This is a genomic window from Candidatus Thermoplasmatota archaeon (genome assembly GCA_018814355.1).
In the GTDB taxonomy this organism is placed as follows: Archaea; Thermoplasmatota; Thermoplasmata; order UBA10834; family UBA10834; genus COMBO-56-21.
Map to the genome: position 1 here is coordinate 1 of JAHIZT010000104.1, position 14,170 is coordinate 14,170.

Consider the following 14,170-nt stretch of genomic DNA (forward strand, 5'->3'; position numbering starts at 1 on the left):
AAGGCGATATCGGAGACACTGGCCGCGGCCGGACATACCATCGTCCGGAAGGACATCGTCAAGGACAATCAGGAACAAATCAGAGCAGCCCTCAGGGGATTGATCGAGGACGCAAACGTCCAGGCGGTCATAATGAACGGTGGCACAGGGGTCTCCTTGAGGGACGTGACGTTAGAGTCTGTTCATGACTTCGAGGAGAAGCAGCTGCCTGGCTTCGGCGAGCTTTTTCGGATGCTGAGCTACGAGGAGATCGGGAGCGCCGCGATCATGTCCAGAGCCGCGGCCTTCGTAACGGAAGGCAAGGTGGTGTTCTGCCTTCCGGGATCAGAGAAGGCCGTGCGGCTGGCAACGACGAAGTTGATAGCCCCTGAACTTGGTCACCTGGTCTGGGAGGCCAGGAGATGAGGCCGATAAAACGGCTCATACAGATGGAGGAGGCGCTCGCTCTCGCGAAGGGTCATGCAGTCCCTATGACAAGGACGGAATCAGTCTCTATGCTCGATGCCGCGGGCAGAGTGGCCGCGGAAGAAGTGGTTTCGCGCATTAGCGTTCCGCCGTTCTCAAGATCCGCCATGGACGGTTACGCAGTGCGCGCTGAGGATACCTACGGGGCGTCCAAGCTCGGCCCGGTCAGACTCAGGAGATTTGAGGTGATCTACGCCGGATCAGTTCCCAAGAGGACTGTTGGAAAGGGTCAATGTGGGGAGATCGCCACTGGTGCAATGCTACCAAAGGGGGCTGATGCAGTCGTCATGGTGGAGGACACGGAATCCGATGGTGAAGTCGTTCTCGTCTACTCGCCAGTCCACCCGGGCCAGAATGTGTCGAAGAAGGGCGAGGATATCAAGCCAGGGACGAAGGTAGTCTCAAAGGGAGATCTGTTGAATCCGAGCAAGATAGGCGCATTGGCCGCTCTCGGGAAGAAGGGCGTCAGAGTGTTCTCAAAACCAGTTGTTGCCGTCATTCCAACCGGAAATGAGATAGCCGAACTCGGCAGACCTCTGAAACCCGGGCAGGTGTACAACATAAACAGCTACACTCTGTCAAGCGTCATACATGCGAATGGCTGCGATGTCTTGACCTTGGACATCGTTAGCGACCATCTTGCGGATCTGGAACAAGTGGTCAGGGACAACTCCGAATGCGACATGCTCGTGTTCTCTGGCGGCAGCTCTGTTGGAGAGCGAGATATCATGCTCGATGTCCTCGAGGGGAACGGAAAGGTGGTCTTCCATGGAGTAGCGATCAAGCCGGGAAAGCCTACTCTGTTCGGCGTGATCGGGAGACAGCTCGTCTTCGGTATGCCAGGCTATCCCACCGCTTGCCTGTCAAACGCATACATGTTGCTCGCTCCTGTCCTGAGGAAGATGGCCAGGTTGCCTGACAAGTCACAGGAGTCTGTCGAGGCCAAGATGGCGAAACGAGTCGTCTCTACAACTGGCAGAACTCAGTTCCTGACCGTGAAGCTCGAGAATGGTGTCGCTCATCCCGCCTTCAAGGAGTCGGGGGCAATCACCAGCATGGCGTTCGCAGACGGCTACGTAGTGATTCCGGCGGATGTGGATCTCTTGGAGAAGGACGAGACCGTCAGGGTCTACCTCCTGTGATTCCGACATTCATGTAGTCCTCTCGGCGGCCGGAGCTGCGTGAACCTGAAATACAACCTCGCGGATTGCGGAGCCAGGAAATCGGAGCAGTGAAAGACTGAGCATTAGGCAGATGGGGCGCGAGGATATTCAACACGCTCTGTCATTGATAAACGTCGAGGGATGGAACTATACGAGCGAGGAGATTGAGCGGATGCTCAATCTGGATCCTGGCGGGAGCTTCCTGTACGGGGACAAACCGCCCCTGGCGGTGGTGACGTGCGTGACCTACGGTCGGACAGGCGTGATAGGACACCTGGTCGTCTCACAATCGGCCCGCGGGCAGAAGATAGGGCGAGCCATGCTTCAGAAGGCCATTGACTATTGCGACAGTCAGGGGGTGGATTCAATCCTTCTCTATGCGACCGACGAAGGCGCGATGCTGTACGAGAAATTCGGTTTCAGGACCCTCAGGCGTACACACTGCACATGCGCTAACACAACCGAAGGGGCTGCGTCGCGCAATGGTCCCGTTTGTGAACTTGTCAAGCCAGATGACCTGGAGGAGATCCTGGAGATTGATAGCAGACTGTTCGGCGATGATAGAAGCAAGCTCATGAGAATGCTCCTCTCGGAGTACCCGCAACACTCGTACAAGCTCGAACGCGACGGAAAGATCGTCGGCTTCGCCCTCGGAAGAGGCACTTCGCTAGGTTTTGACTTCGGACCCTGGGTATGCCTGACAGGAGACATAACGGATGCTGAGTCGCTTTTCAACGCCACAATGTCCTCATTCGGCGCTGGCACGGTCTTCCTCGGAGTCTTCACAGACAACCCCCGGGCCATGGAGATAGCGGACAGGATGGAGAAGATAAGAACCTGGGAAACGAGGCTTATGATAAGCGGAAAGGACCGTTATTCATCCCACATCGAGCACGTCTTCGGCGTGGCGGCCTTCGAACTCGGCTGAAGCACGTGCTCAGTAGGTGTCTCTCTCTCGTTTGGTGTAGTAGAAGATGTCCGTTTCCCGGTGATACCCGGCCTTCTCGAAGAGGCGCATCGAATCCCCGTTGTCTCCTTCTATGTGGATGCAGAAGATGTGTATGCCTCTCCTCCTCAACGCCTTCTCCGACTGAGTGATGAGCGATGTCGCGATCCCTTTTCCCGTGAACTCCGGGAGGACCGCCAGACGGTTTATCCACCCCTTCCTGCCATCGTCACTGCACAGGGATACACCTACGAGCTTTCCATCTGAGAAGGCCCCGATGAAGAGAGTGGGTTTGTCCTTCAACTGCTTGACGAGCCTCTGGGGACTGTCACGTCCCCCGGGCTTGTAGGGCAAGCCTGCCGCAGTCCAGACTCGTTTCATGGCCTCAAGCTCCGTCACCTTCAAAGGTCGGATGTGGATCTTGCCCTTAGTCCCGCTCATGATGCCACCTGGTTCGCGGATGGGGTAGAAAACGCGGATCGAGGACATGAATCATCCGGTCGACTGAGCAAACGAATTGAAGGGGTTTGAGAGATGGCCAGAATCACTTCTTCTTTGCTCTCGTCTTGGGCTTGGTCTTCTTCTTAGGCTTCGCAGCCCTCGTTTCCATAAGCTTCTCGCAGCAGACCACATCCTCGAGGACCCCATACCCCTCTTCTGACACGAGTAGTGTCGTCCCGCAGACTCCGCAAACGTATTCAGTGCCTTTCTTGGATTTCGTCATTGATCTTCCTCCTGATAGTCTTGTTTCCAGAAGAGGTCCGGGCGGTGTATTTGCGTTGAGACGTACTGTAACGTTGGGCCGCACGCTCCGTGCGAACGACGGAGCTGGAGAAGGTCATTAGCGCAATCGAAATATGGACGCGCCTACAGGGGTCCCTGGCTCCTCGCATAGGATGCTAGTTGTTCCATTACTTCGAAGACCTGGAAGGCCTCCACCATGTCTCTCGCCTTGTACGATACAGTCTTGATGTCCTTTCTCTTCACGAGTGGCACGCGGGAGACCATCTGGGCCATGAGAGGCCTCTCGAATTCGACTTCCATGACGATTGGCTTTCTCACCGCATATGGCTTGATCTCATTGAATTTCCCCAGCGCCTCTTTCGCCCCCTTTCTGATGAGCGCGCATGCCTTCGCAGGCGCAAGCGAGTGAACACCATAGAGGCCGATTCCCTCCTTCGTCGGGACCCCAACGACATTCTTCACAAGGGCCCTCAGCTGCTTCACTGCGTGGGCGTCGCCAGAGACCAGAACCACCGGTACGCCGAAGTGGCCCGCGATTGCAGCGCTCAGACCCGTCTCGCCCACCAGCTTCCCGTTCAGTCTCAACGCAGCAATGTCGTATGTATAGGTGTGCCCGAGTACGCCTGCGTGCGTGTGGCGCATGGAATGGTACCCAATCTGGAATACTGCATCGAATTCAGATGATATGCCTGACATCATCCCCAGGTCGTATGGGGATCCTTGGATTATCTCGATGTCTGGGTCCATCTTCTCGACGAGAAGGTTCCTGCCTGTGTCATGCGCATCGCACACGACAATCCTGTCTGCCCCCGCATCCCTGGCCCCCTCGACCGCCGCCTGAGCCTCGCCAGTCATGATCTCTCTCATGCGGTCGTAGTCCATCCCTTTCTGATCGGTTTGAACGTCATGGGCCAAGACTGCGACACCTTCCATGTCTACTGTGATGTGTACTTTCATTGTCTCGAGAGCCAGATGGCGTTGGCTGGTTAAGAACTTGGCTAGGGCACTCCACCCGCCTAGATCACTACCGCAAAGTCTTTTATCAACGATTTCTCCATATACGCCGTAAGATGACTCAGGCACCCAAGCTCCTCTCGAAGCCCACGGATCTGACCGACCGCAGGATGCAGAGCCTGTCCCGATGTTTTGAGCTCACGACGGGACTCCTGAATGTAGAGGACATCAGCGCCCTGTTGCAGAGGATCGCGGAATCCGTGAAAGAGATATTCGGATTTCGACTGGTGAGCATCTCGATCCTGGACGACGCGCGGGAAATCTTCACAGATCATGCGATGGCAGGCTATACGCTTGAGGAGGAGGCCGAGGTAAGAAACAATCCTCGGGCATTCGCACGCGACGAAATAGTTGCTGATTTCAAGGAGGATTGCAGGGTCTCAAAGATAGCCTACTTCATACCAGTGGAGAAGGTGACTGGCACTCTGGAGAGCTTTGTGGCCGTTCACGACAGGGAGGCTGCGAGGCTCTCCCGCAGATCGCCGGAATCGTGGCATGAGCTTGACCTGCTGTACTTCATGCTGGTCAACCGAAGAGGCAATCTGATCGGGTATCTCCAGGTCGATTATCCGTTGGATGGTAAGCTCCCGTCCTTGGAGACTGTTGAAGAGATCGAGCTCTTCGCGGGGATTGCGGGGGTCGCCATAGAGAACTCTAAGATGTTCAAGAGGGCCAATGACCTCCTATTCGAGAACGAGGTCAAAACTACCAGGATACTGCAGCTTTTAGAGCTCATCCGAAGCGTCTTGAGGATAGACGACATCGAGATTGTACTCCAGAAGGTTTCGGATGTGACGGCCGCCACCTTTGGTTTCCGGAAGACGGGGGTGTCTATGTTCACAGAAGGTTCTGACCGCGTGGCCGTGCACTCCCTAACGGGATACGGACCAGAAGAAGAGGAGGCTGTCCGAAAGAGCGCCATCCTGAAGTCGAAGGTACTCGAGGATTTCAAAGAGCAATTCAGAATTACCAGGACTGGATACTTTGTCCCGGGCGAGAACCAAGGGGACGGATCGGGCTTCGTGTTCATCGAGGATCCGGCTAAGGTCATGGCCAAGAGGGCAACTCCAGATAGCTGGCACGAGCTAGATCTGCTTTATTTCGGCATGTTCGATAGGGATGGCAAGATGCTGGGCTACCTCCAGCTGGATTATCCTGAGGACGACAAGATTCCAACCAAGGAGACGATGCAGGCCGTGGAGGCGTTCGCTTCCATAGCCACAATCGCTATCGAGAACTCGTCCATGTTCAATGACCTTAACCAGGCGAAGGACCAGGTCAGGATGTATCTCGACCTGCTCACCCATGATGTTGGGAACCTCGTCAATCCGGTAAATGCTTACCTGGAGATCGTCCTGGGCACCACGACACTCTCGCCGGTCCAGTACAAGTACATCTCATCCGCCCAGGAAGCAAGCAGGAGCATGATGCACTTGATCAGGAACATCAGGCGGTCGGCTCAGATGCTTGAGTCAAAGGAGATCGAGCTGGTCCCTGTGAATCTCTCAAAGTCGATCCACCAGGCTTCGATGGAGGCCAAGAGCGCGTTCCTGGGCAAGAACGTGGTCATCAAGACAACATTCTCGGAGCGTGACACATGGGTCATCGCGGACAACTTCCTGGACGAGGTGATCTACAACCTTCTCACGAACGCCATCAAGTACGATGAGCACGAAGAGGTCGCCATAGATGTTGAGACGAAGCCAGAGGAGCTCGAGGGCAGGAGCTACATCGGCATCAAGGTGATCGACAGAGGTATCGGTATCCATGATGAGTTCAAGGAGAAGGTGTTCTCAAGGGATTTCAGGAAACTGCCTCGGGATGAGCGTCCTATGGGTCAGAAGACGAAAGGCGCCGGCATGGGTCTGTCAATAGTAAGCTCGCTCATAGAACGGTATGGCGGCAGGATATGGATAGAGAACAGGGTGTACGACGACTATTCTAGAGGATGCGTGTTCAACATGCTGCTCCCCAAGGCATGAACAATTCAAGGCAGGAATGGGAAACGATTAATATCGCGGTCTGTGATGCGCCAGCCGGCAGGCGAGCATGGCACTGATTGACGAGATAGCTGATATCCAGAGGAAGAACGGCATAGTCGGGCGCAGGAATGAGCTGGAGAGGGCCCTCGTGGCCATCAAGTCAGGCAAGAATCTCATGATTGAGGGCCCTGTGGGTGTCGGGAAGACAGTGCTAGCAGTCGCCGTAGCGAAACACCTTGGACGGCCGGTATTCAGAATCGATGGAGATGAACGGTACACTGAGCAGAAGCTCTCCGGATGGTTCGACCCCCCCATAGTACTCGAGAAAGGCTACATTGCGGATGCGTTCGTTCCCGGTCCTTTGACTGATGCCATGCGCGAAGGAGGAGTCCTTTTCATGAACGAGATGAACAGGATGCCCGAGGGGGTGCAGAATATCCTCCTCCCTGCAATGGACGAGGGTTTGATTGAGATACCGAAGATCGGCACCGTCAAGGCCAAAATCGGCTTCGTTGTCATTGGCACTCAGAACCCGCGGGAGTTCGTGGCCACGACTGCGCTGTCAGAGGCGCTCTCTGACAGGTTCGAGCTCCTCCTCCTTGACTACCAGTCCCTCGATGAAGAGACCGAGATCGTCAGAAAGGCTCTCCCCAAGGCTCAGCCTGAGATCATAGCACGCGCTGTGTGGATCGCCAGGAGAACCAGGGACCACTCCAACATCAGGCGAGGAGCTAGCATCAGGGCCGCCATGAGCATCGCCCAGTTAACGGGCAGCATGTCCAAAGACATGCTCGAGGGCATGCGGAAGGCCGCGCATATGGCGCTTCCGACAAGGATTGAAATGAGGGAGGAGTCGAAGAGGTCCGCAGACGAGATCATCGATGAGATTGTCAACGAGTGCTTTGCGCTTCCACCACCTTCTCCAGGTCGTCCTTTGGAGGATGAGAAGAAGCGGGAGGAAGAGCGACGCCGGGCGCGTAATGAGGAAAGGGTGAATCAGATGGACATTCCGGACCTTGTTCAGATCATAGAGGACGCAAACGCGGAGGATCTGATACGCAATGATGATATCGGTTGGGCCATTGCACAGAACTACTCCCAGCTAAGGGTTAGGCTCAAGGACCAGACACTCATAGAGCTGGCGAAACGGATCGCTGTCAAGGCGACCATCCGGCGCGTCTTGCAGCTCCTTGGTCCCGTGTCCATGCCAACTTACATTTCTCGGAGCGAGTTTCGACTGGGGGAGGACGCAGAGATAGATGTGGAGTCGACCTTGGATTCATTGGTTGAAAAAGAGCATTTGTCCCCATCTGACATCATCGTCGAGAGGCGCGAGCCCAGGCAGCTGTCCGTGGCCATGATGCTCGATGCCAGCCTGTCTATGACTGGTGACAAACTGGCGATGGCGACTGCGGCCATAGCTGTCCTCGCTTTTCGACTGAAGACGGTGGACTATATCCTGATAACCTTCAATGACAGGCCCACAGTTCTGAAACGAATCAACCAGACAAGGAGCCTTGACAGCCTAATATCCGACCTGCTTGACGCGCACGCTGGAGGATACACCAACATAGAAGGAGCTCTCAGGAAGGGAAGGGATGAGCTCTCCATTTCCAAGACGAAGAATCGGGTCGGGATTCTGATAACCGATGGCAACTACACGGTCGGTGCGAACCCTGCGGACGCGGCCTCGGCTTATAGGAGGTTGTTCGTGATCATGACGGAGAGCCATGATTGCCAGCCTGGTATTTGTGAGGACATCGCGAAGAGAGGCGGAGGACACATGTACGAAGTGTCCAGCTTCGACGAGATTCCTCGGGTCCTTTACAAGGTTCTGAGGATGGTCGCGCAAGGCTCTCCCGGAGCCCAGCGGTGAAGCGAGAGGTCGATCGGGGATGATGGAAGCCGAGCTTCTCGTCAGAATACCGAAGATGTGGGTCACCGAGATCCCGAACAGGCATGAGGTCTCTATCAAGATCGTGAACAGGAGACGCTCGGGAAAGATGGGCGTGCGCGACCTCGTCGAGATCACCGGTTCTCAGGAAGATCTCGAGGCGATTCTCCTGGAATTCAAGAACGAACCATGGGTGAAGAGCTATGATCTGGACTTCATGGAGTCCGGGAAGTTGATCGGTGAGGTTCTGACCTACAAGTGCTTGGCCTGCGCCATGCTTGCAGAATCCAAGTGCCATCTCATGTCCGCAAACGGCACGAGCGATGGGAGGATTCTCTGGCATATCATGACCAGCGATCGTGATGACGTGAAGAAGCTCGTCACGAAGCTTAACAATGCGATGTTCGACGCGGAGATCCTGAGACTGACACCTATCGCCGAACACGAGGTACTGACGCGTCGGCAGGAGGAAATCATAATCATGGCGTTCGAGAAGGGATACTTCGAAACCCCGAGAAAAGTCAAATTGAAGGACCTAGCGGAGGCTACCGGGGTCTCTCAAGCGACGCTATCCGAGATCCTGAGGAAAGGTCAGAAGAAGATAGTTGTCGACTATCTGAGGGGAAAGCGAAGGGCCCGTTGAACCCGTCCCGAAATTGGCCAGTATGAAGGAATATGCTGACTTTCCGTGCACAGGATATATTTGAACGTTTTGGGAGGTGTATGTGCCTCCGAACTGGGGGTCACCATATGGTTATATATCCGCAGGAAGCCAAATCGTTATCCAATAGCTTCCCCCTCTTTTTTTTCTTGCTAACTCAGCAGCACGGGCTTTCCTGTCTGCAATCTCTGTAGCATTGCATTTTTGTACCGGGCCGACGTTAATATCCTGATTTCACAGATACGGTGCTTCATGCGAATAGTGCCGAAGAAGGTATTCTTCACCAAAGGGGTGGGAAGACATAAGCATCAATTGCAGTCTTTCGAGCTCGCGCTCAGAGATGCGGGGATTGAGAAGTTCAACATAGTGTCCGTCTCGAGCATATTACCTCCTGACTGCGCGATCGTGTCAAGGGATGAAGGGTTGAAGGAACTCGTCCCTGGACAGATCGTTCATGTCGTGATGGCCCGCAACTCGACGAACGAGCCGAACAGGCTTGTAGCCTCGTCAATCGGATGCGCGATTCCCGCGGATCGATCACAGTACGGCTATCTCTCGGAGCATCACACATACGGTGAGAACGCGGGTTTGGCGGGCCACTACTCGGAGGATCTAGCCGCCACCATGCTGGCCACGAAGCTTGGCATACCCTTCGACGCTGAGAAGGACTGGGACGAGAGAGATGATCAGTACAAGATGAGCGGGAAGATCGTGAAGTCGTTCAATGTGACGCAGACCGCTGAGGGGGAAAAGACTGGGATATATACGACCGTGATCGCCTCTGCAGTCTTCGTCACGACAATCCTAGTGGACGACGAGTCAGCGAATGAGCCTGCAAAACAGTGATAGTTCACCAACCGACATACTGTCGCGCCAAGAAGTGGAGTGGTTCAAGATGTCCAGAACAGGAAAGGGCATGAGGAAGAAAGGGGGGTTGCATGACGGCTACAGTGACGGCCTCGAGCCGCTCGCACCTCTAGATCTCACGAAGTATGAAACCGTCTCCGATCTGGTCGCCGGCATGTCCAGATGCAGCTTCGGAGCTAGAAGCGTCGGAGAGGCAGCCAAGGTCCTCGAAGCCATGGTCAAGGACAAGGATTGCTTCAAGGTGCTCACGCTGTCTGGAGCCATGACACCAGCGAAGATGGGGCTGGTAGTTTGCGACATGATTGATTGGGGTATGGTTGATGCGATAATCAGCACTGGTGCGATCATGGCGCATGGCATGGTCGAATCGACCGGAAGGGCTCATTTCAAGAACAAGGAGTCCATGAACGACGTGCTGTTGTACCAGAGAGGGTACAACAGAATCTACGACACCATAGAGCTGGAGAGCAGTCTTGACGACATGGAGCTCATTTTCCGGAAGGTCATGGAGGAAGCATCGAACAAAGGCTCGTTGGGAAGCTATGAGCTCAACTGGCTCATTGGGAAACGTTTGGCATGCGATACCGACGAGTGTCAGAGAGGCATCCTGAAATCGGCATATCTAAAACAGGTGCCTGTGTATGTCCCTGCATTCACTGATTCGGAGTTAGGATTGGATTTCGGAGTTTATCTCAGGAGGATGAAGCTGAAGGGCAAGAAATCCGTCAAGTACGATGCTTTCGCAGACCTTGAAGACTACACTTCGCGGGTCCTCGTCTCGAAGAAGCTTGGCATATTCACGATAGGTGGAGGAGTGCCCCGCAACTGGGCCCAGCAAGTCGGCCCGTATCTCGATATCATCCAGAAACGAGTGGGCAGCGGCGGAGGTTTCAAACGCTTCGACTATGCCGTGAGAATATGTCCCGAGCCGGTCCATTGGGGCGGACTGTCAGGCTGCACATACTCCGAGGGAGTCTCATGGGGCAAGATCGTCCCTCGAACCGAGGGCGGCATGTACGTCGAGGTGTACTCTGATGCTACGATCGCTTGGCCGTTGATCGTGAAGGCCGTGATGGATAGGCTGGAGCGCAAGGGATGGCCGAAGAGGCCAAGAGGAAACCGGCCAGAGCTGTGAGCCGTCACAGATCCTCGACGGGATCGTACCAAATCGTCTTCGTCCCCCTCTTCGCTCTCATGTTCCTCTTGAAGGATTCCGGCTACTAGTCGATGTGCGCCTGCAGCTTGTCCACGCGCTTGCCGGATCGCGGGCATGATCAAGTGTTTTGTTCTTTCGACATCGGAGGAATCGTCATTGAACGTAATCGGACCAAGCACGCATATGCAAGCTACAATGTCTTTGATTGCGAGAGTGAGTTGTCTGGCTCGGTTGGTCAGCAACGCGTCTTCCTCGCAACCTTAATATCGGTTGTGGGCGTTGTCGGAGCGCGACGACATCGTATTCAAGTGCGATTCTCATCGAAAGAGGGTTAGAATGGATTTGAGTCTTCCAGAGTGGGTTGCAGACTGGGCTAGAAGTGCGCCTAAGCTATTGGTCGCGCCACCCGGCCCGAAGAGCAAGGCGATCATCGAGAAAGACAGGAAGTTCGTATCGCACGCGTATGACCGATTGTTCCAGTTCACGATGAGCAAAGGATCGGGCGCTGCGATTATGGACGCCGACGGCAATGTCTACCTGGATTTCTCAGCTGGAATCTCTGTCCTGAACGCAGGCTGGGGGAATCCTCGAGTGGTCCAGGCCATCAAAGATCAGGCCGATAAGCTGGTCCATTCGCTCGCGAATGACGCCTACTACGACAAGGAGGCGGAGTTCGCCGAGCTCCTCGCGAAGATATCGCCGGGTGGAGCGCTGCAGTCAACATTCTTCGGAAACAGTGGCGCTGAGGCCGTAGAGGCGGCCATCAAGCTGTCAAGGTACTACACGAAGGGTTCTGAGCACATCGCATTCATGGGCGCATATCATGGTCGTGTTGGTAACGCGCTCGCCATGGCCAGCAGGGTCAAGTACAAGTATGGTCACGGACCGTATGCTCCAGGAATCTACTTCGCCCCGTACCCCTACTGCTACCGGTGCTGGTTCAAGCAGGAGTATCCATCCTGCAACTTGCTCTGCATCGATTATCTCGAGAAGGGGATTCTGGAGTTCGGCGGTCCGAGTGGCGACCTCGCCTCGGTGTTCGTTGAACCTTTGCAAGGCGAAGGCGGATACATAGTCCCGCCAAAGGAGTATCTTCCTAGGATGAGGAAACTGTGCGATGACCGGAAATGCCTTCTCGTAATGGACGAGATACAATCCGGCTTGGCGAGAACTGGCGAGATCTGGGAATGCAACTCGGCAGGCGTCATCCCTGACATTCTATTGACTGGAAAAGCTTCAGGTGGCGGAGTGCCCATCGGTGCATGCATTGCCAAGAAGCATATAATGGACACATGGAGACCGGGTTCGCACTCATCGACTTTCGGCGGCAACGGGTTGAGCATTGCTGCAGGTCTAGCACAAGTCCAGGAGATTCTTGACGAGAATCTTATGGATCGTTCAAAGGTCCTCGGGGCTCACGCTTTGAAGCGGTTGAACGAGCTCAAGGACAAGTACGAGCTCATCGGGGATGTCAGAGGAAAAGGCCTCATGATCGGCGTCGAGATAGTGAAGAACAAGAAGACAAAGGAGCCTCTGTATGTCCCTCAGATACAGGGATTGGCGTGGAGAAAGGGCCTGATGATGATCACTGCAGGCATGTTCGGGAACGTCTTCAGAATCGCCCCGCCGCTGATCATCTCCAAGGAGCAGTTGGACATAGGCATCGATATATTCGAGGAAGCAATCCGGGAGACCCAGGCCCAGATGTCATAAGAAACCCTCTCTGCGTCCCTCGGGTTTTTGATTCCTACGGCCAAACGGGTCAGTAGGTCTTGTGTCTTCTTGCCGCCGTCTGCTCTGGCGTTAGTCTTTGCATTGCTCTGGAAAGAGTAATCTATCCGCAGGACCGATACCTCATCACAAGGGGATGTGCACACGGAGGGGAGCGCAGGCCGCATGCGTTGGATGAGCGTTAACAATGCCATGACCAAGGAGGTCATCTCGGTCAATGTCAACGGGAGCGTGAAGGATGCATGGCTAGCATTCATGGAGGCCGACATTTCCGGGGCCCCCGTGCTAGACGAGTCTGGAGCTCTCGTAGGAGTCCTCAGTATGACCGACATATTCAGGTCTATCATGGAGAGGTTCGAGAAGGCGCGAATGCTGCGTCAGGCGACGACTTCCGTGAGCGCCCCAGGGGATGCTGACAGGGATGAAGTGAGAGAACTCTCGCTCGTGATAAGGGCCATTGCTGAGACCACTATCGGGAGCATCCTCCCAAAGGACCAGAAAGTGATCGCGCTCTCACCAGAGGATTCTCTGGACAGGGCACTCCACCTCATCGCTGAACACAACATTAACCGGCTGCCCGTGGTCCACAACAACCAGGTAGTCGGCATAGTCACCAGGCAGGACATAATCTGGCAGATTGCCGGCCGCCCGTCCTCACCCCAGGAATGAAATGTCGCATCGAAGAATCGAAGGCGGCAAAGCAGCGAGATCATTTGAGGGATTTCAGTATCTGCAGAGCTTCCTCGACATGTCTCTCTGGATCAAGCTGCGATGAGAATATGTGGCGAACAATGCCTTCCTTGTCGATTACGTAGGTCACTCTTCCGGGTATAAGGCCGAGCGAAGATGGCACGCCGAAAAGGCTCCTGACCCTGCCATCTTCATCGCTGAGCAGTGAGAATGGCAGGTTGAAAGAGGTTGAGAATATTGAGTGTGATTCCACTGACTGGGAGCTTACTCCTATGACCTCAGCGCCCGCGTCCTTGAAATCCTCGTAGCTGTCCCGGAACTTGCATGCCTCCTTCGTGCACCCAGAGGAATTGTCTTTGGGGTAGAAGTACAGGACCACCGCTTTCTTCCCCAGGTAATCCTTGAGACTGACGGGCTCTCCGTGTTGGTTCTTGATTGTGAAGTCGGGCGCGCTATCTCCTACCTTGATTCTTTCCGTCATGTTCTCACCCTTCGTCTAGAGCTGCGAGCTGATCGTCAGGCAGACTGTTTGCACAATAATGAATCTTCACCCTGAAGAATGTGCTTTTGCCAGGATCTTCGTTTTTCCGGCATTTAGAAACAGACTATTTGTACATGTCAACAACCACCCGTTAAAACGGGTGGCTTGTAACTATGCTCCATCAAGTTTCGAGGCTCGACATCATGGCACGCTACGATTGGCTGGTTGACTTTGTGGATGCCGCCCCTCAGATACCGTCACGGTATCAGCAGCCTACTCCCACAGGAAGGCTTCACAGACATCTTATCCGCCCCGTCATTGCTGACGACTTGCCCGTAGGAGCTACGAGAGTGGATTGTCTGAGGAGATACATATA

At 54.7% G+C, this 14,170-nt stretch carries 14 protein-coding genes; 10 read left to right on the plus strand and 4 right to left on the minus strand.

Going from position 1 to position 14,170, the window contains the following annotated elements:
* The 3 genes from KJ653_07425 to KJ653_07435 form a co-directional block, all read left to right on the plus strand.
* Window positions 1-405 (plus strand): MogA/MoaB family molybdenum cofactor biosynthesis protein (locus KJ653_07425; GenBank protein MBU0685656.1); only part of this gene is annotated, 405 nt, incomplete at its 5' end.
* Window positions 402-1,607 (plus strand): molybdenum cofactor biosynthesis protein, encoded by a 1,206-nt coding sequence (locus KJ653_07430; GenBank protein ID MBU0685657.1) that lies wholly within the window; start codon window positions 402-404, stop codon window positions 1,605-1,607. The genes KJ653_07425 and KJ653_07430, both read left to right, overlap by 4 nt.
* Window positions 1,608-1,719: 112 nt before the next feature.
* Window positions 1,720-2,556 (plus strand): GNAT family N-acetyltransferase, encoded by an 837-nt coding sequence (locus KJ653_07435; protein ID MBU0685658.1) that lies wholly within the window; start codon window positions 1,720-1,722, stop codon window positions 2,554-2,556.
* Between the two features lie 9 nt (window positions 2,557-2,565).
* On the opposite strand, the gene KJ653_07440 is transcribed toward KJ653_07435, so the two are convergent.
* The 3 genes from KJ653_07440 to KJ653_07450 all read right to left on the minus strand — a co-directional run bounded on the left by KJ653_07440 (window position 2,566) and on the right by KJ653_07450 (window position 4,275).
* Entirely contained in the window at window positions 2,566-3,015 is a 450-nt protein-coding gene (locus KJ653_07440; GenBank protein ID MBU0685659.1) for a GNAT family N-acetyltransferase, read from the minus strand.
* Between the two features lie 103 nt (window positions 3,016-3,118).
* On the minus strand, window positions 3,119-3,298 hold the full coding sequence (locus tag KJ653_07445; GenBank protein ID MBU0685660.1) for a hypothetical protein: 180 nt from the start codon (window positions 3,296-3,298) through the stop codon (window positions 3,119-3,121).
* Window positions 3,299-3,441: 143 nt separating this feature from the next.
* On the minus strand, window positions 3,442-4,275 hold the full coding sequence (locus KJ653_07450; GenBank protein ID MBU0685661.1) for a M55 family metallopeptidase: 834 nt from the start codon (window positions 4,273-4,275) through the stop codon (window positions 3,442-3,444).
* A gap of 113 nt (window positions 4,276-4,388) precedes the next feature.
* Between KJ653_07450 and KJ653_07455 the strand changes: the two genes are divergently transcribed.
* The 7 genes from KJ653_07455 (at window position 4,389) to KJ653_07485 (ending at window position 13,292) form a co-directional block, all read left to right on the plus strand.
* The gene (locus KJ653_07455; protein ID MBU0685662.1) at window positions 4,389-6,314 is read left to right on the plus strand and encodes a hypothetical protein; all 1,926 of its coding nucleotides are present in this window, start codon (window positions 4,389-4,391) and stop codon (window positions 6,312-6,314) included.
* Between the two features lie 67 nt (window positions 6,315-6,381).
* A complete protein-coding gene (locus tag KJ653_07460; GenBank protein ID MBU0685663.1) occupies window positions 6,382-8,190 on the plus strand; it encodes an AAA family ATPase in 1,809 nt (602 codons plus the stop codon).
* Between the two features lie 19 nt (window positions 8,191-8,209).
* A complete protein-coding gene (locus tag KJ653_07465; protein MBU0685664.1) occupies window positions 8,210-8,851 on the plus strand; it encodes a helix-turn-helix domain-containing protein in 642 nt (213 codons plus the stop codon).
* A 276-nt stretch (window positions 8,852-9,127) separates the two neighbouring features.
* A complete protein-coding gene (locus KJ653_07470) occupies window positions 9,128-9,715 on the plus strand; it encodes an arginine decarboxylase, pyruvoyl-dependent (GenBank protein ID MBU0685665.1) in 588 nt (195 codons plus the stop codon).
* Between the two features lie 70 nt (window positions 9,716-9,785).
* A complete protein-coding gene (locus KJ653_07475) occupies window positions 9,786-10,871 on the plus strand; it encodes a deoxyhypusine synthase family protein (protein ID MBU0685666.1) in 1,086 nt (361 codons plus the stop codon).
* A 357-nt stretch (window positions 10,872-11,228) separates the two neighbouring features.
* Window positions 11,229-12,605, plus strand: coding sequence for an aspartate aminotransferase family protein (locus KJ653_07480; protein MBU0685667.1), 1,377 nt, complete (start codon window positions 11,229-11,231; stop codon window positions 12,603-12,605).
* Between the two features lie 210 nt (window positions 12,606-12,815).
* Window positions 12,816-13,292, plus strand: a complete 477-nt coding sequence (locus KJ653_07485; GenBank protein MBU0685668.1) for a CBS domain-containing protein — start codon at window positions 12,816-12,818, stop codon at window positions 13,290-13,292.
* 40 nt (window positions 13,293-13,332) lie between these two features.
* On the opposite strand, the gene KJ653_07490 is transcribed toward KJ653_07485, so the two are convergent.
* Window positions 13,333-13,794, minus strand: coding sequence for a peroxiredoxin (locus tag KJ653_07490; GenBank protein ID MBU0685669.1), 462 nt, complete (start codon window positions 13,792-13,794; stop codon window positions 13,333-13,335).
* Between the last annotated feature and the right edge of the window lie 376 nt (window positions 13,795-14,170).